We start from the raw sequence: 24,477 nt of genomic DNA, 5'->3' as shown, positions 1-24,477 counted from the left end.
GGCGCGATCCCTTGCCGGCCTTCCCCCACACCTCCCTCTCCCCTCCCCCTCACCGAAAAGCTGAGGAACCCGGCATGACGTACGACCAGTCCCCCACCGTCGACTTCTTCACCCAACAGGCGCTGCCCGCCCCGCGGCTGACGACCGACCAGGCCCGCCGGATCGCCGCTGAGCACTTCGGTCTCACGGTCCGAGCCGAGTCGCTGGGCAGCCAGCAGGACGCCAACTTCCTGATGACCGACGACGACGGCGCGCCTGCGGCCGTCCTCAAGATCGCGAACCCGGCGTTCACCGCGACCGAGATCGACGCCCAGGACACCGCCGCCGACCTGATCGCCGAAGCACAGCCCCGCCTACGTCTGGCAACCGTGCTGCGCGACGCCGACGGCAACCGTCGCACCGCCCTCGTGCACACCGGCGGCGGCCCGGTCACTGCCCGCCTGCTGCGGCACCTGCCCGGCGGAACACTGTCGGGCCCGCGCCACCTGTCGCCCGGGACGGTCGCGGCCATGGGCCGCATCGCCGGCCAGGTCAGCACCGCCCTCCAGCCCTTCGAACACCCGGGGCTGGAGCGCGTCCTGCAATGGGATCCCCGCCACGCCGACCGCGTGGTCGCCCGACTGCTGGATCACCTACCGCAGGCGGAGCGCCGGTCCGCCGTGCTCGCCGCGACCACGGATGCCTGGGCCGCTGTGCTGAAGGTCGCCGAGCGACTCCCGCGCCAGGCCGTGCACCTGGACCTGACCGACGACAACCTGGTCCGCTCACCCGACAGCCCGCTGCCGCGGCCCGAAGGGATCATCGACTTCGGCGACCTCACGGACACCTGGGCGGTGTGCGAGCTGGCCATGCCGTTGTCCTCGATGCTCCACCACGACGGCATGGAACCGCACGACGTCCTGCCCGCCGTCCGCGCCTTCCACGAGATCCGCCCGCTCTCCGCCGACGAGGCGGCGGCCCTGTGGCCGCTGGTCGTCCTCCGCGCAGCCACCCTGGTCGTCAGCGGACAGCACCAGGCCGCCATCGACGGCGACAACGCCTACGCCCATGCCGCCCTCGACCGCGAGTGGCGCATCTTCGAGCAGGCCACCGCAGTACCGACCGCGGTCATGACCCACCTGATCACCGAAACGCTCGGCCTGGCCTGCCACCGAGCCACCGTCCCTGCACCCGCGCAGCCGCTGGTGGCGGGACTGGACCTCGGCCAGATCTCCGTGCTCGACCTCTCCGTCGAGGCCGACGCCATGGACCACGGCGCCTGGCTGGACGAAGCAGCCGAAGACCGCCTCGCGTCGGCCCTCCTCGCCCACGAAGCCGTGGCTGCCGCCACCCGCTACGGGCAGGCTCGGCTCACTGCGACCCCGGCCCTGTCCGCCACCTCGCCCGCCACCATCGCCACCGGTATCGATGTGTGGCTCGATGAGCCCGCGGTTCTACAGGCGCCCGGCGACGGTGAGGTGCTGCGGGCGGCGCCCGGCCACACGGCCGTCACCTGCGGTCCCCACGCGCTGCATCTGACTTTCCCCGACACCGTCCACCCCACCTTGCCCGCCGCCACACGCGTCCGCGCGGGTGACCACCTGGTCGCCCTGCCCGCAGGCACCCGCGTCCACGTCGCTCTTCAGCAGCTCGACGCACCCGTCGTCCCACCGCTGGTGCGACCCGAGTACGCCCCCGGCTGGCTCGCGCTCACCGCCGACCCCGCCCCGCTGCTCGGCCTGCCGGCCGCCGGGACCGCTCCGCAGCCGGATTTGCTCGCGCGACGCGACGCCACCTTCGCCACCGTTCAGGAGCACTACTACGACAACCCGCCCCGCATGGAACGCGGCTGGCGCCACTACATGGTCTCCGCCGAGGGCCGCTCCTACCTCGACATGGTCAACAACGTCACCCCGCTCGGCCACGCCCACCCCCGCGTCGAACAGGCGATCTCGCGGCAACTGCGCAGACTCAACACCAACTCCCGCTTCCACTACGCCGCCGTCGTGGAGTTCACCGAACGCCTCACCGCGCTGCTGCCCGACCCGCTGGACACCGTCTTCCTGGTCAACTCCGGCTCCGAGGCGGCCGATCTCGCGATCCGGCTCGCCATCGGCGCGACCGGACAGCAAGACCTCGTCGCCCTGCGAGAGGCGTACCACGGCTGGACCTACGCCTCCGACGCCGTCTCCACCTCGCTCCAGGACAACCCCAACGCCCTCGCCAGTCGCCCGAATTGGGTCCACACCGTCGACTCACCCAACCCGTACCGCGGCTTGCACCGCGGCGAGCAGGCTGCCCGGTACGCCCCCGAGGCGGTCCGCATCATCGACGACCTGGCCGCCTCCGGCCGCCCGGCGGGCGCCTTCCTCAGCGAGTCCTACTACGGCAACGCAGGCGGCGTCGCCCTCCCCGACGGCTACCTCGCCCAGGTGTACGCGGCGGTGCGCAGGCACGGCGGACTGGCCATCGCCGACGAGATCCAGGTCGGCTACGGGCGCCTGGGCACCTGGTTCTGGGGCTTCGAGCAACAGCAGGTCGTGCCCGACATCGTGTGCGTCGCCAAGGCCATGGGCAACGGCCACCCCCTCGGCGCCGTGATCACCACCCGGGCCATCGCCGACCGATACCGCGACCAGGGCTACTTCTTCTCCTCCACCGGCGGCAGCCCCGTCTCCAGCGTCGCCGGCCTCACCGTCCTCGACACCCTCCGGGACGAGGACCTCCAGGGCAACGCCATCCGCACCGGAGTCCGTCTCAAGGCCGGGCTTCAAGCCCTCGCAGCCCGCCACGGCATCATCGGCGCCGTCCACGGCACCGGCCTCTACCTCGGCCTCGAACTCGTCCGCGACCACACCACCGTGGAACCCGCCACCGAGGAGACCGCCGAACTCTGCGACCGCATGCTCGACCTCGGCGTCATCGTCCAGCCCACCGGAGACCACCTCAACATCCTCAAGATCAAGCCGCCGCTGTGCCTCGACCCCACCGCCGTCGACTTCTTCACCCACACCCTCGACCGGGCCCTCACCGAACTGGGGCACCGCAACACCAGCGTGCGCACCCAGTGAGCGACACCAGAGCCGCTGCCTCCGCGTTGTGCGCACCGTGTGGTCACCACCGTGCGCACAACGGCTCCGGTCGTCCGACGAACCGACGGTCCGTCCGTCGGCATGTGCCTCAGTGATCTCGATCCGCAGGAGAACGAACTCAGCGGCACGCTGCTCATACGTGCCCGGCCGGGATGAGGTGCGCGCGGAACGCCAGATACGCGCGCACCTCATCCCGGCCGGCCTGTCGCTGCTCTAGGTAGTTCCCCGCAGGTGCTCCTGGCCGCCGCCGTCAACCGGCTCGGTCATCCTCCTGCTCGATGACCTCCGCCCGCGCGCCGGTCTGCCCAGCACCGTGGCGAGATAGCCGAGGAGAAAGCCCACCGGTGCCGAGACCAGGGCAACGTTCTCCAGTGGAAACCAGTCAAGATGCCATGACGGGAACAGGGACGAGGGAACGCCACTGACGCGCGGCGAGAAGAGAAGAAGAACCAGGGTGGCTCCCATGCCGCCGTAAAGAGTCCACAGGAGTCCGCGGTGGGTGTACTGACGCCAGAACAGCGAGTACACCAGGGCAGGCAAGAGGCTGGAGGCGGCGACGGACAGTGCAATGGCGGTCAATTGCTGGATGTTCTCGTTCCGCGCGGCCACTGCCAGCGCGATAGCCGCTGTGCCCACAAGGGCCGCGGCCCATTGTGCCGCAGCGACCTCTGATCCTCCGGACTGCCTCCCGTGGGTGTGCGGGGAGATGTCGTGCGCGACCGCTGCGGCAGCAGCCAAGGTGACGCTCGCCGTCGCTGCCAGCACGGTCACCAACAGCGCGCACGCAACGAGGATGAACACGGCGGCCCCGCCGGCGCTGGAGGGACCACCGGCCAGGCTCGCGGACAGCAGCATCAGCGCGCCCGCTCCGCCCGTGTCAGCGGAAACTATGCGCTCGCTGCCGACGAGTGCGGCTGCTCCCAGGCCCATCACCACAGTTCCGGCCATGAAGGCTGCGACCACGTACATCACCCGGCAGACGACTGACGCCGCAGTGGCGTCGTCGGAGAGGGTATTGATGCGCATGACCACATGGGGCATGGCGGCCGCTCCAAGGATGATGGTCACCTGGAGGCCCACGAAGTCGGCTGTCCCGACGGCATCGGAGGCTCGGGGTACCGTGCTCATTCCCTGGCTCAGGAACGCCTCCGGGCGGTAGCTGTGGCTCCGCGCGGACTGAAGCAGGGCGCCTGGGTCGAAGCCGAAGTGTTGCAACACCAGGATGACGACGGCGGCGCATGCAGCGAACAGCACGATGCCTTTGACGATCTGCAGGGCAGTCGCGCCACGCATACCGCCGAACACGGTGGCTGAAACGATCAGGACACCGATCATGATGGTGAAGACCGACCGGGCGCCGCTGCCGGCGAACCCGAGAAGGAGCGCGGTGTTGATGCCGGCGCTGGCGAGTTCGAACATGAGCAGGGGCAGACAGACGGCAAGGGTGACGATGCCCGCTGCGACTCGTGGAGCCCGGCCCCGGGTGGGAGGTGCGCACACGTCGCCGATGGTGAAGCGTCCGCGGCGCCTCAGCGGCCTTGCGAGGATGAGCAGCAGTGCCAGCGCGAACAGCACGCTGAGGGCGATGAACATGCCGTCGTAGCCGAAGAGACTGATCGTGCCCGTCATCCCCAGGAGCGTGCTGGCCGGAACACACACGCCCACCATCGCCAACACGGCGCTGAAGAGAGTGCTTTGACGGCCTCGGTAGAAGACGTCGACGTGATCCTGCTCCGGACCCAGGAATAGACAGAAGAACAGGGCGCCAACGAGAAAGCCAAGAAACACCATGAGCAGGATCGTGCGCGTGTCGTTCGACATCGGCACGATCATGGCCAGCAGGCTGCCCGTCATTTCTCACCTCCATTTTCCGAGACGGGGGCCGACGCGTACCGTGAGGCGGTCCACAACAACAGCACGCCCTGCCCGATGAGCAGCAGGGAACCGACCGTGAGTTGGCCGACCGCGTCGCTCGCGAGCTGTGGCTTGGCGGCCGAGGCCAGCACCATGTGGAGCACCAGTAGGCCCACGTTGAGTCCTACGAACCGTCCCTCCGGGCTCCGCCGCCATCGGCATGCGGGCTTGCTTTCCTGTGCCGCAAGAGGTTGAGACATACCTGCCTTTCGCACACTTCTTCATAGGAGTGGGCGTGCGTCCGGACCGACGCGGGTGCGGTACGCATGCACGCAACGCCAGTTGAGGGTCGGGGCGACGGCTGCAGCTCTGTGCACCGCGCAGCAACCCTGAACCGATGGGAGTGGGTCAGCCGGCGAGGTCGGCGTCGGAAACGGTGATCTGGTTCCAGAGTGGCTGCGCCTGGAACCATCCGGCCAGTGGGGTGCCCACTTGTTCCCGGGCGAGCAGGGCCGTGTCCCGGTCGATGTGCTTGGGCGTGCCGGCCGCCATCGCCAGCAACTGGGCCTGACAAGAACGCTCCATGGTGACGAACCACCACACCGCCTCGGCCACGGACTGCCCGACCGTGAGCAGGCCGTGGTTCTGCAGAATGACGGCCTTGTGGGAACCGAGCGCTTTCCCGATGCGGCGGCCCTCTTCCAGATCGGTGACCACGCCGGTGTAGTCGCTGTACAGCCCGTGGTCTTCGAAGAAGGCGCAGGCATCCTGGGTGATCGGGTCGAGCGGGATGCCGAGGCTGGAGAACGCCTTGCCGTGCAGGGAGTGCGCGTGCGCGGCAGCCAGAGCGTCCGGGCGCGCCTTGTGAACCTGGGAATGGATGACGAACGCGGCACGGTTGACCGGCCGGTTGCCCTCGATCACGTTCCCGTCCTGGTCGACAAGGATGAGGTCGGATGCCTTGATCTGGCTGAAGCTCATGCCGAACGGGTTGACCCAGAAAAGCTCCGGATTCCCCGGGTCACGAACCGTGATGTGCCCTGCGACTCCTTCGGAGAATCCGAGCCTGCCGAAAATGCGGAATCCGGCTGCCAGCTCCCGCTTCCGGTGTGCCCTCTCTTCCTGCGCCGAAGTGAATGCCGGGGGCTGCGGGATGACCGCCCCGGCAGGCATGGGTCCCACTGCCGAACGCATCGTTTCGGGCACCGTGTTGGTCATGTGTTCCTCCTGATGTCGATTCACTCTCCATCACGCCACGGCTCCAGGGGTTCCCTGGTTCACGGCCTGGCCTGTACGCGGCCTGTTCTCCCGAACCGGCCGGACAACAGCCCTTCCTGTGTCGGTCACGTCCCGGAAAGCGGCTGAGTACGGCCTGCCGCGGCCCCAGTTCGTCGCGCCATGGCGGAACGGATTGGATGCGCGGTAAAGAGACGAACGGCCCATACCGGTCGACGATCCGCCGCTGCTCGCGGACCTCCTGCGGTGCCGGCTTTCCGGTACAGGAGGCCGGCCGTGCGCACAGGTGAGGAATGGCGAACTCAAGAACCTTCCGGTACGGCCAAACCGGTTCAGCCGCGTCGCGATGCAGCATTCTCTCTTTTTGAACCAATGGTGTCAACGATGTTCACACGCGACGTGTGTCGCGCAGATGCCCGGCGTCCCGCCCGACGGAGCAGCAGGAATCCTGCACCGCGCAGGTCAGGTCAGGTCAGGCGGCGGAGGGAGTCGGGGCTGAGATCGGCGAGGGTGGGATAGCCGTCCACGGCCATGATCAGGTCAGCTTCGGCGAGCAGGGAACGCAGGACGTGGACGACGCCGGCTTCGCCGCCGTAGGCGAGCGCATACACATAGGGGCGGCCGACGCCGACGGCGGTGGCCCCCAGAGCGAGGGCCTTGATGACGTCGGCTCCCGTGCGGACACCGGAGTCGAACAGGACAGGCATGCCGTCGGCGGCCTGCACCACGCCGGGCAGGACGTCGAGGGCGGGCAGGCCGCCGTTGGCTTGGCGTCCACCGTGGTTGGAGCAGTAGAGAGCGTCCACGCCGCCGTCTTTGGCGCGGCGAACGTCGTCAGGGTGGCAGATGCCCTTGAGGATCAGCGGCAGGTCGGTGACCGAACGCAACCAGGACAGGTCGTCCCAGGTGAGAGGGTTACCGAAGATCCCCACCCACTCGGCGACCGCGGCCGCCGGGTCGTCCTCCGGACTGCGGGCGAGACGGGCGCGGAAGACGGGGTCGCTGGTGTAATTGGTCAGGCAATGTCCGCGCAACTGGGGGAAGTTGCTGACGGCAAGATCGCGGGGGCGCCAGCCGGTGATCCAGGTGTCCAGGGTGACCACAATGCCCTGGTACCCACCCTTCTCTGCACGGTGGATCAGACTCTCGGCCAGTTCCCGGTCAGTGGGTGTGTAGAGCTGGAAGAAGCCCGGGGTGTCGCCGAACTCGGCGGCGACCTCCTCCAGCGGATCGACGCTCAGCGTGGAGGCGACCATCGGGACGCCGGTGCGGGCGGCGGCGCGGGCCGTGGCCAGATCGCCGTGGCCGTCCTGTGCGCACAGGCCGATCACGCCGACCGGAGCCATGAACAGCGGTGAGGGCAAGCGGATCCCGAACAGGTCGACGGACAGATCCCGGTCCGCGGCTCCCACCATCATGCGCGGGATGAGACCCCAGTGTTCGAATGCGGTGACGTTGGCGCGCTGGGTGTGCTCGTCACCGGCTCCGGCCATGACGTAGGAGCGGATCGAGGCGGGCATCGCGGCCTGAGCGAGCGGCTCCAGGTCGTCGTAGGTCATCGGGAAGGGCGGCAGCACGCCGCGCAGCCCGTCCATGTAGATCTCGTTCTGATAATCGCCGTACGCCATGGTGCGACCTCCTTCACGCCCGCCGTGTGCGGGTCTGCGGTCCACAATGGGAATGTGATGCATGCAGGACGCGATACGCAGGATTCTGACTCAGTAGGCCGTGGTGCGCAGGATGACGCACCAGCGCTGCTGACGGAGGGCGATCTGGCGCTGATCAGTGCCCTGCAGCTAAGGCCACGGGCCTCATGGACCGAGCTGGGACGCGCCCTGGAGATCGACCCCGTAACCGTCGCCCGCCGATTCAGCCGGCTGTCCGGCCAAGGCGCCGCCTGGGTGGGAATCTCACCCGGCCCGCACCTGTTCGAGCAGATCTGTGTGGCCTTCGTCGTGATCGGCTGCGCTCCGAAGGCCACCGCCCAGGTCGCCCAGGCGCTGAGCGGCCACCCCCACATGCTCACGATCGAGCGCACAGCAGCCGGCCACGACATCCTCGCCACCGTCGCCACACGCGACCTCTCAGCCCTGTCCGGCTACACCCTCGACCTGCTCCCCCACCTTCCCGGCATCACCACCGTGCAGGCCCGGATCGTCACCCACATGTTCACCGAGGGCGGCCGATGGCGCATCGCCGCCCTGGCCCCCGGCCAACGTGCCCAGCTGACCGGGCCACCCCCGGCCGAATTCCCGGTCGCACCGGGCGAGATCACCTCCTGCGACCGCACCCTCATCACCCGGCTCTCCCAGGACGGACGCGCTCCCTACCAGCACTTGGCCGACGACCTCGGCCTCAGCCTCAACACCGTCAAACGCCGCATCGAACAGCTCATCCGCCGTGGTCTCCTGCGGTTCCGCTGCGACTTCGCACGCCCTCTCGGCGGCTGGCCCGTCGCTGTCACCCTCGGGGTCAGAGTCCCACCCAGCCATCTCCCCGAGATCGGCCACGCCCTCATCCGGCTACCCGAAATCCGCAATTGCGCCGCCGTCAGCGGACCGCACAACCTCATCCTCCAGGCCAGCCTGCACTCCGTCAGCGACATCCTGCGCCTGGAGACCCAGCTCGCCGCCGTGCACCCACGTCTCGACATCGTCGACCGCGTGATCACCTTGCGCCAGGACAAGCTGCTCGGGCGCCTCCTGGACCCCCATGGCCGGTCCGTCGGCATCGTTCCGCCCGACCTATGGGCAGAACCGGCGATGTGACGTGTACGGCCGCGGCCATGCACGGCATCGCCTCACCGATACCCGACAAATCGGGACGCTCTGAGGTCTTCCTACCCGAGGGCACACGTGTTAGTTTGCATTTATCTAAATCGAAACGGTTTAGATAAACCGCGCCCGACCCGGACGCCCACCCCCTCTGGACCTGCAATGGAAGCCACCAGGGCCCCGGCACTGCCGCCGCACGACACGAGGTCACCCCAGCCCACGTTCCCGGCCGCCCCCCACACCGGTGACCGGCACACCTCCTGGCCCGTGCACTGCGACCCGGCCGAAGTCGGCCGCATCCGCCACCAGACCACCGCGCAGTTGCACGACTGGGGCCTGCAAGACCTCAGCGACACCACAGAGCTCCTGGTCAGCGAGCTGATCACCAACGCCCTGCGCTACGCCCCCGGCCCCATCCGCCTCACCATTCGAATCCTCTGGACCTCCCTGCGATGCGAGATCGAGGACACCAACCCCACCAGCCCGCAGCGCCGCACCGCCACCCCGGACACCGAAAGCGGCCGCGGCACCGAACTCCTCGACGCACTCACCGAAGCCTGGGCAAGCACCCGCACCCCCACCGGCAAAACCACCTGGTTCACGCTGCCCCTCCCGCACCCCCAGGAGAGCAGTCCCCACCTCGCCGACTGAACCCAGGGAAAACCCCGGCCGACACAGCCCGCAACAACCGCCACCCCGCACCGCCACGCCGGCAACGCCCGCCGCCACACGCCGAAGCCAACGGCCCCCTCCCGGCAACTACGCGCCCGGCGGCTCCAGGACATGGACATCGGGGCCGGCTCTGCCAGGACGGTTCAACGGGAAGGGAGGCTTTCGGTGAAGCCTGCGAGCAGGGCGGCCAGGCCGGCCTCGAAGGCTCGGTCGGCGCGTTCGGCGCGTTCGGCGTCACGAGGCACCGCTTCCAGGGCCTTGGCCAGTTCTGGGGCCTCGGCCGCCTCGGGGATCTCCCACATGACGGGGGGTGCAGCCAGGTCCAGCGCGGAACCGATGATGAAGTTCTCAAGCGCGGTCACCATGGCCAGGGAGTCCCGCTCAGGGAAGCCCGCCTCGTGCAGCATGGCGATCACCCGCTCGTACGCGCTGATGACGAGAGGTGCGCGGACGGTGGTGGTGGCGAGGATGGGCACGATGTGCGGATGGGCGGCGAACGCCTCGCGGTAGGACCGGGCGAAGCAGGCCAAGACCTCCTGCCAAGGACGCTGGTCAATCCGATGCAGTTGGTCGTAGTCCATCGCGTCGACGACCTTCTCGCGCAGCAGTTCTATAACGCCCGCACGTCCGTCGACGTGGTGATACAGGGAAGAAGTCTGCACGTTCAGCGCTCGGGCGATCGCGGGCACGGTGAAGTCCCCGGTCTCGTCAACGATCGCCAGGGCAGCATTGGCGATGCGTTCCCGGTCCAGCAGTGCTACGCGCGGCCTGGCCATCTCGGCAGCCTCCGTCATGACGATCTCTTGGGGACCCTGCAGGTCCGCCCTGCCCGGTGCCCTACATGTTAGCGCCCAGTTACCTAAATCGAAACAGTTTAGTTAACCGTCCCGGCGCCCTCGGATCCGGAGCGCCGAACCGGCGACAACCCGTGGCCCGCAACAGCGGCGATCCCGTACCGCCACGCCGACACGGCGCAACCCCCGGCCCCGTCAGCGATTGCCCCAGCGGTGCCGGCGATGGCGTTCGCCATCCAGCAGCGCTACGCGAGACCTGGCCATCGAAGCCCGGCCGCCCCGTGACGCTTTCGAGACACTCCGGCCTCTTCCTCTGCACCGCCGCACCGGTTACCTTCCAGCCATCTAAACCGAAACGGTTTAGATAACGGTGAGTGTCCTCGACCGGACCCGCCTTATCCTTGACCCCGCGATGGGAGCCACCATGACAGATTCCCCGCACACCACCGCTGTTCCGCCCCAGGCACTGCACGGCAACCTCGGCACGGGCGACATTGCCTTCTTCGTGGTCTCGGCGGCGGCTCCCCTGACCGTCATGGCCGGGATCGCTCCGTTCGCGATCATGTCCGGAGGCATTGGCGCACCCGCCGCCTACCTGTTCGCCGGCATCGCACTGGCCATCTTCTCCATCGGCTTCACCACGATGGCCCGTCACGTCGACGCAGGCGGGGCGTTCTACGCGTACATCACCCGAGGCATGGGTGCCCGGACCGGCATCGCGGCTGCATGTCTGGCTCTGTTCGCCTACAACGCCTTGCAGATCGGCCTGTACGGACTGTTCGCGAGCGCCACCCAGGCCACTGTCCACGCCCTTGTCGGTGTCAACATCCCGTGGTCCGTCTATGCCTTCGCTGCGATCATCCTGGTCGCCCTCGCCGGCCACCGCAACATCGACTTCGGCGCAAAGCTGCTCGGTGTCCTGCTCTTCGCCGAGACCGGCATACTCGCCCTCACCGACGTCGCTGTCGTCGTGCAGGGCGGAGCGCACGGCCTGGAGCTGTCGTCGTTCGCTCCCACGCACGCGATCAGCCCCGGCACCGGGATCCTCCTCGCGTTCGCCTTCGGCGCCTTCATCGGCTTCGAGTCCACCGCGATCTACCGCGGCGAAGCCCGCGACCCCAAGCGCACCGTCCCCCGCGCCACCTACATTGCCGTCGGATTCCTCGCCGTCTTCTACGCCTTCACCTGCTGGACCATCATCGAAGCGGTCGGCGTCCATCAGGCGGTGCAGATCATCACCAAGGACCCGACGTCCGTGGTGTTCCACGTGACCGACCAGTACGTGGGCAGCTGGGCCGCGGACGCCATGTACGTGCTGATCATCAGCAGCGTCTTCGCCGCGCTGCTGGCCTTCCATAACGCGATCAACCGCTACACCTTCAGCCTTGCTCAGGAAGGCATCCTGCCCGCCCGCCTCGGCCGCACGCACCCCAAGCACGGCTCCCCGCACACCGCCGGCGTCCTGCAGACCGCACTCGCCGTCGTGGTCGTCGCCGCGTTCGCGATCGCCCACGCCGACCCCTACCGCCAGCTGCTGATCTGGGTGAACACCCCCGGGGTCATCGGAATCGTGCTGCTACAGGCCCTCACGGCACTCGCCGTCCTGCTGTATTTCCAGCGCACCGCCCACAACGAAGGCGTGCTGCGCACCGTGGTGGCGCCGGCCGTTTCCGCGGTGCTCATGGCAGGCGCGCTCTACCTCATGATCAGCAAAATGGTCCTCCTCACCGGCGCGTCGGCCACCGTGAACAACGTCCTGATGGGTTGCGTACCCGTCGTCCTCGTCGCCGGGTACGCCGTCGCCGCCGTGGTCCGTTCGAAGCGCCGCGAGACCTACGACGGCCTGGCCCAGCCGCACGAGGTTCCCGCAGCAAGCTGAACCGGAGCCCAGGACTCATGCGTTCCGGGCCGCCCGACTCCTCCCCCGCCGCAGTCTCGCCACCCTGCCCTCCTCGATGCCAGGAGCCAGTCCATGCCGCAGGCCGACACGATCGTCCTCGCCCGCCGCATCCACACCCTCAACCCCGACGAGCCCGGCGCAACCGCCGTCGCCGTCACCGACGGCCTGATCGCCGCCGTCGGAGACCACCACGACATCCGCGACTGGCGCGGCCCGGACACCGAGATCATCGACGTCGAGCACTGCTACCTCACCCCGGGCTTGGTCGACGGCCACACCCACCCCGTCCTGGGCCTCGACCTGGCCAGCGGTATCGACCTCTCCGCCGTCGCCACCCTCGACCAACTGCGCGACGTCCTCGCGAACGCCGCCCGGTCCACCCCCCGCGGCGGTTGGGTCACCGGCTTCGGCCTCGAACACAGCGCCTTCGACGGCATCCCCCTCACCGCAGCCGCCATCGACCACGTGCTCGGCGACGTCCCCGCGCTGCTGGGCCTGTACGACGGGCACTCCGCACTCGCCTCCACCAGAGCCCTGCACCTGGCCGGCGTGACCGGCCCCCGTCTCTTCCCACAGCGCTCCACCGTCGTCTGCGACCCGGACGGCCGACCCACCGGGCACCTTCTGGAAGCTGCTGCCATGGCCCTCGTCCAGCGCATCGTCCCGCGCCCTGACCGGGCCCGGCGCCGCGCCGGACTGCGCGCTCTCCTCGATGAGATGGCAGCCGTGGGCCTGACCGGCGGGCACGTCATGGACTGCGAAGGCGACGCCCTCGACCTGGTCGCCTCACTCGACGACGAGGGCGAGCTGCCGCTGCGGCTGCGGCTGGCGCCGTGGTGCATGCCCGGGGTCACCGACGACGAGCTCGACAGCCTGATCCGCGACCACGGCCGGCACGGCCGGTACTGGCAGCTCGGTGCCGTGAAGTTCTTCATCGACGGAACCGTCGAGGGCGGCACCGCATGGCTGGAACACGCCGACTGCCACGGCGAGGGCACCAAATCCTTCTGGCGCGACCCCTCCGCGTACGCGCGCGCCGTGCACCGTCTCGCGGCCGCGGGCATCCAGACCGCTACCCACGCGGTCGGCGACGCCGGCGTCCAGCACGTCCTCGACACCCTTGAAAGCGTCCGCACCCGCTCCGTCATGCATCGCATCGAGCACATCGAGTCCCTGCCCTTGGAACACACCGGGCGCTTCGCGAAGCTGGGCGTCGCCGCCTCGATGCAGCCGACCCACGCCGCCTACACCCGGGCCGAACACACTGATGAGTGGTCCCGCCGGCTCGGGCACGAGCGCGCGCATCGCGCCTGGTGCACCGGCGACATCCACGCCACCGGTGCCACCCTCGTCCTCGGCTCCGACTGGCCCATCGCCCACTACGACCCGCGGGAAGTCCTCGCGACCGCACGCCTGCGCCGCCTGCCCAGCCGTCCCGACGCCGCTCCGGTCGCACCCGGGCAGGCACTCGATGCGCTCGCCGCGCTCCATGGCATGACCACGAACCCCGCGAAGGTCGCCGGCGAGCAAGGGTCGGCAGGGCGTATCGCGCCCGGCTACCGCGCCGACCTCACCGTGTTCGGCGCAGACCCCGTGCACGCCCCCGCGGACGAACTCGCCGACGCGCCCATCGCGCTGACCATGCTCGGCGGCACCGTCACCCACCGCGCCTGACACCGACAGGAGTATCGGACCGGCGGCCTCGCGCAAGCCGGCTACCGGCCTGCGCGTGCGCGGAGTTCGACGGCGTCGAGGAGCAGTCCGAGCGTCGTCCCGAACTGGTCGTCCTCGTCGGCCTCGGCAAGGAACGGGGCCACCGCCGCCAGGTCCGGGTACCGGGCCGGGGAGACGGCCAGGTACTCGCGACGCCAGGCCATCCGGTCCCCTTCCAGGGACGCACTGTCGAGCGCGGTGACAGCCGCCTCGTAGGACGCCAGCGCCATGGCGGTGTCCACCAGCGACCGGTAGTAGCGGGCGGCGTCGCGGTCCTCGAAGCCGGCCTGGCGCAGCGCGCCGATCACCACGTCCGCCCCGCGGAACTCCGCCGCGCGCCGGGAGACGCGGGTGGCGACGAGCACCGCGACCTGAGGGTGCGCCAAACACGCCGCGCGCACCCGGCTCGCCATCGACTCCAGCGTCTGCCGCCAGCCCGCGGACGGCACGAAGCCGTCCATCGCTTCCTCGATCAGCCGCTCGGCGAGCCCCAGCAGGATCTCGTCCTTGCCCGCGAAGTGCCTCAGTACCGCTGTGTGGTTGGCTCCCAGTTCGGTGCCCAGGCGACGCAGCGTCAACGCGTCGGCCCCCTCGCGCTCGATGATGGCGAGCGCGGTGTCCAGGATCAGTCCCTGGTTCAGCGACGTGGAAGGCGGACGGCCCCGTCGGGGCTTCGCCTCAGGCGCGGCCTTGGTCCCGGATTCCGTCATGGCGACCATCCTATCCATCCGCTGTCACCGCGGATTCCGGGACCACGAGCGACTGCTCAGCCGCTCGCCTCCAGGTGCGAGACGAGGCCGGTCAGCGCCCGTACCGTCTCGGCGTCCCGGTCGAAGTCATCCGCCGTGGGCCAGGCACTGGTCTTGACCACCACCACGTCGGCCTCCGGATCGACCCAGAGGAACTGCCCGTGGATGCCCACTCCGGTGAAGGCCCGGCGTGCGCCGCCCAGCGTCCACCACTGGTTGGCGTACCCGTAGTGCGGCGGGATGTCCGGCCCGAGCGCTCCGACCTCCAGATGCGCCAGGCCCGCGCCGCGACTGCGCTCGACCCACGCCTGGGGCACGATCTGCTGACCGTCCAGCACTCCGCCGCGCGCCATCAGCAGGCCCAGCCGCGCCATGTCCCGTACCCCCGCGTTGAACGAGCCCCCGCCCAGCGCCGTGCGCGGATGCCTCCGGGTGAGGAAGTAATGTGCGTCGAGCTCCGCGCCGATGGGTTTCCACAACCGCTCCCCCGCGTACCGCGCCAGCGACATCCCCGTCGCCGCCTCCAGCACCCAGCCCAGCACCTGGGAGTCCATCGTGGAGTAGTTGAACACCGTCCCCGGCTTGGCGACGCTTGGCACCGTGCGGAGCACCTCCAGGAGCGACCCGTCGCCCAAGACCGCGTGCTCGAAGCGCGAGATCGTTGCGTCCGGGTCGGTGTATTTCTCCACGAAAGCTGCGCCGCTGCTCATGTGCAGCAGATGCTCGATCGAGCGGTTGTCGTAGGCGGTGCCCGCCAGCTCCGGAAGGTAGGAGACCGCCGTCCGGTCCAGCGAGGCGATGGCTCCTTCCTCCAGCGCGATGCCGACGAGCATCGAGGTGACCGACTTGGTCAGGGAGAAAAGCTGGAAGCGGGCCTGCGGCGAGGCAAACCACCCCGGGTAGGACTCGTGCACCAGCAGTCCGCGGTGCAGGACCGCGAACCCGGTGGTGAATGTGCGCTTGTGCAGGTCTGCCAGCGTGCGCCGCTCGCCGGCGTACTCGTAGGTCCACCCGTCGAGGGCTATAGGCGCGTAGCGCAGCGATCGCGGCTCCACTGAACGCGGCACGGTCTCGGTCGGCATCAGGGCCGAGGTGTGCGTGAAGGTCCACTCGTTGAACGGCCGCGAGGTCGCGACCTCACCCTGATGTCGCCACAGCCACCTCGCCCCGGCCGCGAGGCCCACGGCTGCCGCACCTGCCGTCAGCGCTCGGCCCGGTCCTCCCATGCCATCCACCACTTCGAACCTCCAGTGATCAGACGATTTTGAACCTATGGTGACACCATTGGTCATCGAGTGCAAACATCATCGGCGTTCTGCGTCGGCACACTGCGGAACTCAAGATCCCGTCAACGATGACGACCTGGCCGGCGAATGCACCCGGATCATCAACCGATTCCACGTAGCGCTGCGGTACCTACTGCCGGACGGCGCCCCACACACCTGTCCGCTTGCTACGAAAGGTCTTGGCAGCGCTGGGCGGGCCCAGACAGGTCAAGGTCAAGACCAACAAGGGCGAGACATCAACGGCGTGCCGTTCTCATCCAGCCCCAGCGCGTCGACCCGGCCCCGACGCCACGGACCTGGAGGCGCCCGGCCGGACGTGGGCTTGCCCCACCTGGCGCGATCCGTGTCAGGCAGCCGCGCAAGTCACGTACCCGGCCACCGCGCACCCGCCCGCCTACTGCTTGGGTGTGCTGTCCCAGCAAGCACGGTCGACGGAGGTCACGCCGGGAACCTGGCGATCATCCAGTCCGGAGCCCTGCGGAGCAGACTGGCAGCGAGCGCCCAGGGGAAACGCGGCACGGCTGCGGTGTGAGCACCGGATTCGGCCCGGTCCATGATCTTCCTGGCCCCGAGACGGGCGTCGATGAGGAACGGTCGCCTGCCTCCCAAGACCTCGTTGATCGCAGTGTCGATATAGCCCGGCAGGATGGTGGTGACGGTGATCGCACTCGTCCATGTCTCGGTGCGCAGCGACTGCATGTAAGTCGACAGTCCGGCTTTCGAGGCACAGTACGGTGCACCACCGCGCAGACCGGCGGAGGCTGCCACCGAGGAGATGCCAACGATCTGGCCGCCGCCCTGCTTGCGGAGGAGGGCGGTCGCAGCGTCGATGGTGGCCATCGCGCCGATGAGGTTGACCTCAACGACGGCGCGGTGGTCTGCAAAGTGACCGGAGCCCACGTCGCCCTCGGTGTCCGCCCCGGCGTTGGCAAGGACAACGCCAAGCCCGCCCAATACTGATGCCGCGTCATCGAGTGCTTTGACCACGGCGGCATGGTCCGTGACGTCGAGTCCGGCGAGTTCCACCTTACGCCGAGGGTACTTGCCCATGAGATCAGCACGAAGCTCCTCCAGCGCGGCAGTCCTTCGCGCGGTGAGGAACACGTCGTACCCGCGGGCGCACAACTCGGCAGCGAGGGCGCGACCGATTCCGGAGCTCGCGCCGGTGACGAATGCCGTCCTGGCCAGCAAAGGGGCGCGGCCGGGATCGACCCAGGGCAGGCGGCCAAGCAGGCGGCGGGCAGTCGTCCTGGGTGCTGTCTTCATGGGCTCCGGTCCTCGGCTCGGTTGCACGAAAGGGGCATCCCCCACAGCATGTCGGCCCGCACCACGAATGTAAACGTTGGTGACACCGATGCTTACTAATTCTGCGACCGGGTCCGCCACTCAGGGGCGGCCCGGGCGGGTACGTTCAACGCGGCCCGCAATGTTTCCGCCACCAGTGCGAGCCAGGAGGAGGCGGCAGTGAAGGTGACGGCTCTGTCCGGCCCGATGCCCACCACAGTGAGCAGCCGTGGGACGTGGCGTTCCACGAGGCGGGCCAGGCGCCGTCCGGCTCGCGTTGGATCCCTGACTGCCGGGCGCTTCTGCCGCAACTCACCACGTGCCTACGGTGCTTGAGACCGCAGAGCGCGGTCGAAGGGAGATGCGCATGCCTACGCAGACCAGCCGTGCATCGCACCACCTTCCTCGCTTCGAAGACGTAGAACCGCTCGGCCCGCAAGACGCGGAGTTCGCCAGGGACCTCAAGGCCGTGCTGGAGAAGCACGGAACCCTGGACCGATTCGGTCTGGTCGTTATACGACCGATTGTGCGCAGTTCGCACCGCGGTCGGATTTGACCTCAGGCCGATCAGAAACAGTCGCCGCCTAGGACTCCAGCTTCATGCCTGAGCGGCTTGTTGCCGGCAGTGGCTGGTCTGGGTTCGGGCCTGGTGGCGGTGTCGCCGATGGGACCAGAGGAGCCGGTGGGTCGTGTCGTGGACGAGCCGGACGACAAGCGCGTTGAACAGGCCCTGAATCTCGTTGCAGGTGAGCGGCATCAGCTCGTCCGGCCAGGGATGGCGACCGCGTTCGTCGGCGCGGACGACGGCGAGGAAGGCATATTTCGTCGCCGACTACCCAGGACGCGGGGACGCCAGCGTCCAGGGCGCGGCCGATCATGCGAGCGGCGGGTGCGGGCTTCGTGACAAAGCTGACGGTGTCGGGTATCCCGGCGATCTGGCAGCGGGCCGTACCCTCGGTCCAGGAACGGGGGACATGCAGTTCCCGGTCGATCGCCGGGTGTCCGCGCCGGGTGGAGTAGGCGAGATATCCGGCATCCGCTCAGGGCGCGATGGCGCAGGACGGCAAGATCGCGATCTACAGCTGGAGTATCAGGCGGTGGGCATTTTCTGCGATGCAGAGCTCGCGAACACCGATCCCGGCTGCCTCGGATGTGCGAGGCAGCCGGGATCAATCAGCTCGCCGGGTCAAAGACCGTGTGTCCGTCAGGCGCAACCAGTCTGTTCAGCCGGCCTTCAGTTCACAGTCGTACGGATGGGCCAGGAGCCTCCGCGGCGTTCGCCGGTGGCAGATGGCTGTGCCCGCTTCGCACGGGCGACTCGCTCCAGCTGACTACACCCCACTGGGCTTGGAGGAAGTGCACCCGGCGTCCGTGGAGTCCGTGGTGCATTTCGCGATGACGCTGTGCACATTGTCGATGCCCTCCACCGGCATGGTGACGGTCATGTGGTGCGTCCACGTCGACCCGACATCGTTGCTGAATGTCCAGTCGCCGGTGGTCGTCTTGAGCGCCAGGGCTCGCGCCACCCACGCTGTCTGGCCGGGCGGAACATCGATGCTGACGCTGGAGCCCGATGACTCAGTGGTGGTCTGGCTCTCGGTCCAGGTGTGTTGGTATCCCACCTGGACGTCGGTCTTCAGTGGACTCTTGGCCTCCGAGCCCGGTCCGATGGTGAGATTGACGCCGACTTGATCCGTTTCGGTGACTATGTCCGCGGTGGACTGCGACCAGTTCATGGAGCAGGTGAAGCTGCCGCCGGAAGGCCCGCTGGCGTTCTTGCAGACGGGGTTGGAGCCCTGCTCTTCGCTGGATGTGGAAACGAGTTGGTAGGGCCCGAGGTAGGCGGGCCGGGAGTCGTCGGTGATGGTGTACGAACTCGCCGTGATGACGCCGGATCCGTTGTTGTGCTGGGTCAGCGCGTACTGCGTCGCCAGATCATCGACGGTCGGGCCGCTTGCCCCGTCACCGGGGGCCGCGGTCGCGGTCCACTGCTCAATGGTGGCTCCCCCGCTGGCGCCCACTCCGTCGGTGCAGCCAATGGACTTCATCTGGAGGGCGGCACCGCCGGCGAACGGGGAAGCGTACTGGTCATAGTGCGACGTGACGCATTCGTCGTTGTCGACGCGCCGGATCAGGTAGGTGTTGGCCGGGGCGTTGGTGACCGGCTGGGCGTAGAACAGCTGTTTCTGGTTTGTGGCATCGCAGGTGACGTCCATGGTGAGGTAGCCATTTTCGTCGATTTCGGCGCAGCCGCTCTTGCTGGGGATGTTGTTGGCGATCTGGAAGCTGCCGTCGTTGTTGGGGTTGGGCTTGAAGCTCCACTGGTCGCTCGGCACCGTGCCCTTGTCCGTGGGCCGCAGGACGACGTCGTTGCTGTCCGAGGAGCCGTCATTGAGCAGATCAACGGCGCCATTCGGGTTCATGGTTTCCGACAGCCCGGAGTCATCGTGCTGCACGGCGGCGATGGTCATGCAGCCGGTGTGGGAACTCTTGTCACACGAGGGGTCTTCTGCATGAGCCGGCGTGGTAGCCAGCAGTGACAGCGGTATGGTGAGTGCGACGGCCAGGAACGTCGGAATTCTTCGCTTCGCATTTCGTGGGACTTGTTCAGTGGGCATGAGCCTTTTCCCTTTCGTCTTTTCTTCGCGTTTCCGGCACTGCGACCACCTGACGCTGAGGTGACCGCGCAGCAGGTGGATGCGCATCCGGTGAAACTCGGCCTGCTGCTTGCTGCACGATTCCCAGCGCCGCAACCGGGACCGCCGGCACCGCGACGGTCGTTGGCTGCCCCGGCCTGTGGGGGCCTCAGTGGTCTTGGTTCTTGGTCCTCGTTCCGGTGAGCTGTGCTCTTCGGGACGGCCAGGTGCCCCGAGCGGCACCGGTCCACCCCGTGCGCCCAGACCACCGTGGCACCGCCAATGTATGGGCGGACAAGTGGAGGAACATCCTTCACTTGGTGGATATAGTTCTCGATTTCCGGGCGCCGGGCCGTGGTGACCTGCGGTCAGTCCTGCCGAGGTGCCACCCCGGACTTCTGCCGCCGGGTCACCTCCGCGGCGATTTCGACCCGTGAGGTCATTCCCAGCTTTCTGAGGATGCTGGACACATGGGTGCTGACGGTGCTTCGGGCGATGGACAGCCGGGATGCGATCTCGGGATTGGAACACCCCTCGGCCACGTACTCCGCAACCAGGTGCTCGGTGTGGGTGAGTGCTTCCCAGCCGTCGCGAGAACCGGTTCGGGGCCTGTGTGAGCCCCGGCGAACGGCGACTGCACGCAGCCGGGACGTCGCCTGGGCCACGTCCCAGACCGCGCCCATCTGCGTAAATGTGTCCAGCGCCTGATCGAGCAGGACGCGGGCCTCGGTCAGCTGTCCGCTACGGGCCAGCAGTTCCGCCGCATCGGTAAGGGCGTGTGCCGCACTGAGCGGCCGCGGAGCGCTGCGGTAGCAGCGGACCGCTTCCATGAGCAGATCCGGATCACCGCTCAGCATGCCTTGACAACGGTAGGCATCGCCGAGCTGGTTGGGGCCGCCGCTGTGGTTGGCGCGCTGTTGCGCGACGGCGGCGTATCGCTGCGCGTTCGCAAGGTCCCCCTGTGCCAGAGCCAGGCGGACCAGATCGGGTGTCAGGAAGCTGAGGTACCGCTGACCTGGGCGGCCGCTTCCGAACGCCTCGGCGAGTCGGGAGTAGGCGCGCTGGATGTCGCCCTGCGCTTCGTCCAGAAGGACGCCGGCGCGCAACGGCAGATACTCGTAGAACGGCGCGACCGCCAGGCTGCCCTCCTCGGGCACCGGAGCGGTCAGATATGCCTCGGCGAGGGGACGCGTACCTCTGTGCACGGCGATCAACGCCGCCACCGCCCGCAGCGTCCGGCTCAGCACGTCCTGGCCTCCCCAGGCGAGACCTGAGGCGACCTCCGCCAGCGCATCGTCCCAGCGCCCCGTGTGAAACGCGAGGAGCGCGCAGGCCAGGTGGTACCAGGGCAGAAATATCCCTCCGGTGCGCTCCGCCGGGATGCGTATGACGGCGAGGGTCCGCCGGGCATCGTGCCCGAGGTCAAGGGCGATGTAGCAGTTCACCAGCGCGAGTTGCATCCCCATCCACTGCGCCGGGTGCACCGTGTCGGGCCTGATGCGGACCGCCTGCCGCGCAAGTTCAACCGCCTCGGCGTCAGGTGCCTCAAGGAAGCGCTTGGCTGCCAGCACGCTCAAGGCATCGGCCAGGGCCTGATTGTCCCCGGCTTTGTAGGCTGTGTTCCGGGCACGTGAGGCGACCGTGCCGGCTTCGGTGAGGTCGCCCATCGCGAAGAGGCATACGGCGCTGAACGCCTGAAGCCGGACCGCCTCGATCGCCGGCACCTCCGGGCTCCGGCATCCGGCCCGCGCCTCCGCCAGCGCCAGGTCAGGCCGGCCACGGGCGAACGCGGCCTGGATGACGATCCAGCGCATCAGGTATCCCCACCCGGGGTCAGGAGCCTTGGCCAGGGCGCAGCGGGCACTCTCCTCCGCCTCGGCAAGGAGACCACAGGAAAGCTGCGCAAGGGCACGGTGGAGACGGAGGTTGGCGTACCCGGCATCCGTGGGGTCGCCGAGTTCCAGCGCCGTGGTGAGCAGCCGCAGAGCCATGGCGGGTGCCCGCGTGGTGAGCCGTGCCGCGGATTCTTGCAGCCACGTGATCAGGAAGTCCGGGCTCGGCAACCCGTTGAGGAGGTGCTCGGCGACGCGTTCGGGAGCTGACCCTGCCTTGGCCAGACACTGCGCTGCTCTCATGTGCAGCATGGCCCGGACCGACCCCGGCACGGCGTCGTACAAGGCGTGCCGGATGAGCTCATGTCGCAAGCGCAGCTGTCGGCCGGTGTCCAGCAGCACCCCGGCTGCCTCGGCCTCCGCCATGACGGCCAGCAGATCGTGGAGCGGAAGGTCCACCACAGCTGCGAGTTCGGCGGTGGTGCAACTGGCGCCCAATACAGAGGCAACGCGCAGCACCTGCAACACGTCATCACGCAGATGGCGAAGCCGGTGCGTCACCAGCGCAGGCAACGGCGGCAGCGAGCAGCCGGCGGCGACGTCCACCATGGACTCACCGGTCTCGATGACGTGCTCGTGCCTCAGCGCGGCGACCAACTCGGTGATGTACAGCGGGTTTCCTGCCGCCCCCTCGGCCATGCGGCGCAGCCGCGGACCGGCCGGCCGGCCGCAGAGGTCTGCCAGCAGAGCCGCCACGGCTTCCGTATCGAGGGATGCCAGCTCCAGCAGGGTGCGATTTCCGGCGGTCGGGCTCCCCGACAGATGGCTGACCTCCCCGGCTCCGGACACGGGTCGGTGCGCTCCCACCACCAGAAGCGGCAATTGATGCACCGAACGCACCAGCTCGTGCAGCACGGCCACGCTTGCCGAGTCCGCCCACTGGAGGTCGTCGAGGAACAGCGCCAGCGGGCCCTGGGCGCACAGGTCCTCGACCACTCCGATCAGCGCTTCGCTCGCCGCGGCATACGCCCCAGCCGCCTCGGTCCTGGCACCCGGCGCCCCGTACCGGGCATCGCCACCCAGCACCTCGGCGACGCGGGCCCGCCGGGCACCCAGGGGAGACTCCTCCAGCCCCAAGCAGCTTGAAATGAAGGCGAACGGCCATGCCTCTGACCGCTCCTGGGCGTTCCCCTTCAGCACGCGCAGGCCCCTGCGCTCTGCGGCGGCCGCGGCTTGCTCGAGCACCGTGGTCTTCCCGAGACCGGCCTCACCCACGACGAACGCGGCGTGCCCCACGCCTGCCAGCGTGGCCTCCGCCAACCTGGACAGCTCCGCCAACTCAGCTGCACGACCCACAAGCTGACCTTCGAATGCAGTCATCGATTCGCTCCAAGTCATGTAATGCCAGGTTTTTCATAACACATGTCTTGGATCTGCGTAGTCTGCGTGCTCTGGTAGAGCCATTCGCAGCTGTCCAGGTTCCGTCGCCCCGGACGCCTGCCCCCTAGGGCTTGTTGCGAAAGCGCGGGGGACGGCCACTGATCTGGCTGGTCTGATTACATGGGGCCTTGGAGAAGTTCGGGCTAAGGGCGGAGAGTTTGGAACGTTGCCGTAGCTCGTCCGAGCGGCCTCGTGGACCGGCCCGTCCGCCGGGACGGTGGACGGGCCACGACGGCTCACGCATCGGCCCGCTTCTCCAACGGCACATCGACGACGCCCGCCAGTCGGTGGTCGTCCTGCGGCTCTGCCTCGAGAAGGACGTCGACCTCCTCTTCGGCTGACCGTCCGGTGTTTTCGGCTCACCGTGACCAGCAGTCATGGGGAGGCGCAGTCCGATCACGTCCTGCCGTCGGTTTCGCCTGAAGCGGCAGCCTCCGCCTGGTTCCAGCAGCGTGGGCAGCGGGCCGAGCGCACGGCCATTTCGCCGTCTCTGCTTTGACCAACACCCCGCCATCATCCCCTTGGATCCGAGCAGCGTGGATGTTGCCCCTGCTGGTGAGCCAGCTCGCCAGCGAGCTGGCCGCGATAGCCGTCGCACCAGTGAGGCCAGCGATGAACAGCGAGTTGTCAGGCACGCCCAGAAGTCTCTCCACCAAAGCCCCACAGCAGCTACTGCTTCGCTAGCAGTGCTGTGTGATCTCTTCGTGGTGGCTACGTCCGTGCGAACAGCCCCCTGCGCCGTACGCGAGGACGAGCGGGACGGCTACGCGCAGCGCCTGGAGGAGCTGCTGCGCGCGTACGGGCCGGGTAGTAAGCCCGCCTCGCACGGCCGGTACATGCTGGTCGGTCAGCCCGAGAACCTGATCGTCTGCGAACGGATGGAGAGCGCTCCGTCCCTCCTGCGCGGCCGAGGGGGACGGCCCTGCACGGCCACCAGACTCTCGTCAACTGCCGGTCCGTACGCCAATGTCTGGCAGCCGGGTCACCCGGGAAGCCGCACCCGCCGCTCGCGCAGCACGCAGGTGACCGCCAAGCTGGCCAGGCAGGAGTCCCGCACGCTCCCCGCCGCCGGACGGGACGCCCCGGCGACGGAGGGGAGCGAGGGGTGTGTGGGCCGTCAGTCCGAGGACCAGGCCAAACCCAGCACAGGTCCCGCCACCTGCCACAACGCCTGTTGCTGACCGGCAAGAACGGCCGCAGCCGCTCGACTGTCTGTCTAAGGGCTCATGGGAATAC

17 protein-coding genes are annotated in these 24,477 nt (G+C 68.5%); 6 read left to right on the top strand and 11 right to left on the bottom strand.

The window, feature by feature from the left end:
• The first annotated feature begins 74 nt into the window (after positions 1-74).
• Positions 75-3,050, top strand: a complete 2,976-nt coding sequence (locus ACFWJW_RS03590) for an aminotransferase (protein ID WP_387234288.1) — start codon at positions 75-77, stop codon at positions 3,048-3,050.
• A 234-nt stretch (positions 3,051-3,284) separates the two neighbouring features.
• Here ACFWJW_RS03590 and ACFWJW_RS03585 read toward each other — a convergent pair whose 3' ends face one another.
• From ACFWJW_RS03585 to ACFWJW_RS03570, 4 genes are all read right to left on the bottom strand, one after another.
• Positions 3,285-4,925, bottom strand: a complete 1,641-nt coding sequence (locus ACFWJW_RS03585; RefSeq protein WP_387234286.1) for a cation acetate symporter — start codon at positions 4,923-4,925, stop codon at positions 3,285-3,287.
• Entirely contained in the window at positions 4,922-5,101 is a 180-nt protein-coding gene (locus ACFWJW_RS03580) for a hypothetical protein (RefSeq protein ID WP_387234282.1), read from the bottom strand. The genes ACFWJW_RS03585 and ACFWJW_RS03580 overlap by 4 nt, the downstream gene beginning before the upstream one ends.
• Before the next feature lie 232 nt (positions 5,102-5,333).
• Positions 5,334-6,143, bottom strand: coding sequence for a class II aldolase/adducin family protein (locus ACFWJW_RS03575; protein WP_387234280.1), 810 nt, complete (start codon positions 6,141-6,143; stop codon positions 5,334-5,336).
• Between the two features lie 485 nt (positions 6,144-6,628).
• A complete protein-coding gene (locus tag ACFWJW_RS03570; RefSeq protein ID WP_387234277.1) occupies positions 6,629-7,789 on the bottom strand; it encodes an alpha-hydroxy-acid oxidizing protein in 1,161 nt (386 codons plus the stop codon).
• 57 nt (positions 7,790-7,846) lie between these two features.
• Here ACFWJW_RS03570 and ACFWJW_RS03565 point away from each other — a divergent pair, with 57 nt between their 5' ends.
• On the top strand, positions 7,847-8,929 hold the full coding sequence (locus ACFWJW_RS03565; RefSeq protein ID WP_387234397.1) for an Lrp/AsnC family transcriptional regulator: 1,083 nt from the start codon (positions 7,847-7,849) through the stop codon (positions 8,927-8,929).
• A gap of 168 nt (positions 8,930-9,097) precedes the next feature.
• Positions 9,098-9,586: an ATP-binding protein gene (locus ACFWJW_RS03560; protein ID WP_387234274.1), complete on the top strand. Its 489-nt coding sequence runs from the start codon at positions 9,098-9,100 to the stop codon at positions 9,584-9,586.
• Positions 9,587-9,750: 164 nt separating this feature from the next.
• On the opposite strand, the gene ACFWJW_RS03555 is transcribed toward ACFWJW_RS03560, so the two are convergent.
• On the bottom strand, positions 9,751-10,401 hold the full coding sequence (locus ACFWJW_RS03555; protein ID WP_387234271.1) for a TetR/AcrR family transcriptional regulator C-terminal domain-containing protein: 651 nt from the start codon (positions 10,399-10,401) through the stop codon (positions 9,751-9,753).
• Positions 10,402-10,825: 424 nt separating this feature from the next.
• On the opposite strand from ACFWJW_RS03555, the gene ACFWJW_RS03550 reads away from it, so the two are divergent.
• Together ACFWJW_RS03550 and ACFWJW_RS03545 are read left to right on the top strand one after the other, a co-directional pair.
• Positions 10,826-12,280 carry an APC family permease gene (locus ACFWJW_RS03550; protein ID WP_387234269.1) on the top strand — a complete coding sequence of 485 codons (1,455 nt, stop codon included), beginning with the start codon at positions 10,826-10,828 and terminating at the stop codon, positions 12,278-12,280.
• A gap of 93 nt (positions 12,281-12,373) precedes the next feature.
• Entirely contained in the window at positions 12,374-13,975 is a 1,602-nt protein-coding gene (locus ACFWJW_RS03545; RefSeq protein ID WP_387234267.1) for an amidohydrolase, read from the top strand.
• Positions 13,976-14,016: 41 nt separating this feature from the next.
• On the opposite strand, the gene ACFWJW_RS03540 is transcribed toward ACFWJW_RS03545, so the two are convergent.
• The 6 genes from ACFWJW_RS03540 to ACFWJW_RS03515 all read right to left on the bottom strand — a co-directional run bounded on the left by ACFWJW_RS03540 (position 14,017) and on the right by ACFWJW_RS03515 (position 23,157).
• A complete protein-coding gene (locus tag ACFWJW_RS03540; RefSeq protein WP_387234264.1) occupies positions 14,017-14,724 on the bottom strand; it encodes a TetR/AcrR family transcriptional regulator C-terminal domain-containing protein in 708 nt (235 codons plus the stop codon).
• 56 nt (positions 14,725-14,780) lie between these two features.
• Positions 14,781-15,989: a serine hydrolase domain-containing protein gene (locus ACFWJW_RS03535; protein WP_387234261.1), complete on the bottom strand. Its 1,209-nt coding sequence runs from the start codon at positions 15,987-15,989 to the stop codon at positions 14,781-14,783.
• Between the two features lie 498 nt (positions 15,990-16,487).
• Positions 16,488-17,315 carry an SDR family NAD(P)-dependent oxidoreductase gene (locus ACFWJW_RS03530; RefSeq protein WP_387234258.1) on the bottom strand — a complete coding sequence of 276 codons (828 nt, stop codon included), beginning with the start codon at positions 17,313-17,315 and terminating at the stop codon, positions 16,488-16,490.
• A 602-nt stretch (positions 17,316-17,917) separates the two neighbouring features.
• On the bottom strand, positions 17,918-18,313 hold the full coding sequence (locus tag ACFWJW_RS03525; protein ID WP_387234394.1) for a transposase: 396 nt from the start codon (positions 18,311-18,313) through the stop codon (positions 17,918-17,920).
• A 351-nt stretch (positions 18,314-18,664) separates the two neighbouring features.
• The gene (locus tag ACFWJW_RS03520; RefSeq protein WP_387234255.1) at positions 18,665-19,804 is read right to left on the bottom strand and encodes a hypothetical protein; all 1,140 of its coding nucleotides are present in this window, start codon (positions 19,802-19,804) and stop codon (positions 18,665-18,667) included.
• Between the two features lie 533 nt (positions 19,805-20,337).
• Positions 20,338-23,157 (bottom strand): AAA family ATPase, encoded by a 2,820-nt coding sequence (locus ACFWJW_RS03515; RefSeq protein ID WP_387234252.1) that lies wholly within the window; start codon positions 23,155-23,157, stop codon positions 20,338-20,340.
• Positions 23,158-23,960: 803 nt separating this feature from the next.
• Between ACFWJW_RS03515 and ACFWJW_RS03510 the strand changes: the two genes are divergently transcribed.
• Positions 23,961-24,422 (top strand): hypothetical protein, encoded by a 462-nt coding sequence (locus tag ACFWJW_RS03510; protein ID WP_387234249.1) that lies wholly within the window; start codon positions 23,961-23,963, stop codon positions 24,420-24,422.
• The last annotated feature ends 55 nt before the right edge of the window (positions 24,423-24,477 follow it).

This window comes from Streptomyces sp. NPDC127097, assembly GCF_042724075.1.
GTDB lineage: Bacteria > Actinomycetota > Actinomycetes > Streptomycetales > Streptomycetaceae > Streptomyces.
The sequence above is the reverse complement of the archived record's forward strand: the minus strand, read 5'-3'. Positions and strand labels throughout refer to the sequence as shown.

Excerpts from the sequence above, each read along its gene's own strand:
- ACFWJW_RS03590 (WP_387234288.1), top strand. The coding sequence starts at position 75 with ATGACGTACGACCAGTCCCCCACCGTCGACTTCTTCACCCAACAGGCG.
- ACFWJW_RS03585 (WP_387234286.1), bottom strand. The coding sequence starts at position 4,925 with ATGACGGGCAGCCTGCTGGCCATGATCGTGCCGATGTCGAACGACACG.
- ACFWJW_RS03575 (WP_387234280.1), bottom strand. The coding sequence starts at position 6,143 with ATGACCAACACGGTGCCCGAAACGATGCGTTCGGCAGTGGGACCCATG.
- ACFWJW_RS03570 (WP_387234277.1), bottom strand. The coding sequence starts at position 7,789 with ATGGCGTACGGCGATTATCAGAACGAGATCTACATGGACGGGCTGCGC.
- ACFWJW_RS03565 (WP_387234397.1), top strand. The coding sequence starts at position 7,847 with ATGCATGCAGGACGCGATACGCAGGATTCTGACTCAGTAGGCCGTGGT.
- ACFWJW_RS03560 (WP_387234274.1), top strand. The coding sequence starts at position 9,098 with ATGGAAGCCACCAGGGCCCCGGCACTGCCGCCGCACGACACGAGGTCA.
- ACFWJW_RS03555 (WP_387234271.1), bottom strand. The coding sequence starts at position 10,401 with ATGACGGAGGCTGCCGAGATGGCCAGGCCGCGCGTAGCACTGCTGGAC.
- ACFWJW_RS03550 (WP_387234269.1), top strand. The coding sequence starts at position 10,826 with ATGACAGATTCCCCGCACACCACCGCTGTTCCGCCCCAGGCACTGCAC.
- ACFWJW_RS03545 (WP_387234267.1), top strand. The coding sequence starts at position 12,374 with ATGCCGCAGGCCGACACGATCGTCCTCGCCCGCCGCATCCACACCCTC.
- ACFWJW_RS03540 (WP_387234264.1), bottom strand. The coding sequence starts at position 14,724 with ATGACGGAATCCGGGACCAAGGCCGCGCCTGAGGCGAAGCCCCGACGG.
- ACFWJW_RS03535 (WP_387234261.1), bottom strand. The coding sequence starts at position 15,989 with ATGGGAGGACCGGGCCGAGCGCTGACGGCAGGTGCGGCAGCCGTGGGC.
- ACFWJW_RS03530 (WP_387234258.1), bottom strand. The coding sequence starts at position 17,315 with ATGAAGACAGCACCCAGGACGACTGCCCGCCGCCTGCTTGGCCGCCTG.
- ACFWJW_RS03520 (WP_387234255.1), bottom strand. The coding sequence starts at position 19,804 with ATGACCATCGCCGCCGTGCAGCACGATGACTCCGGGCTGTCGGAAACC.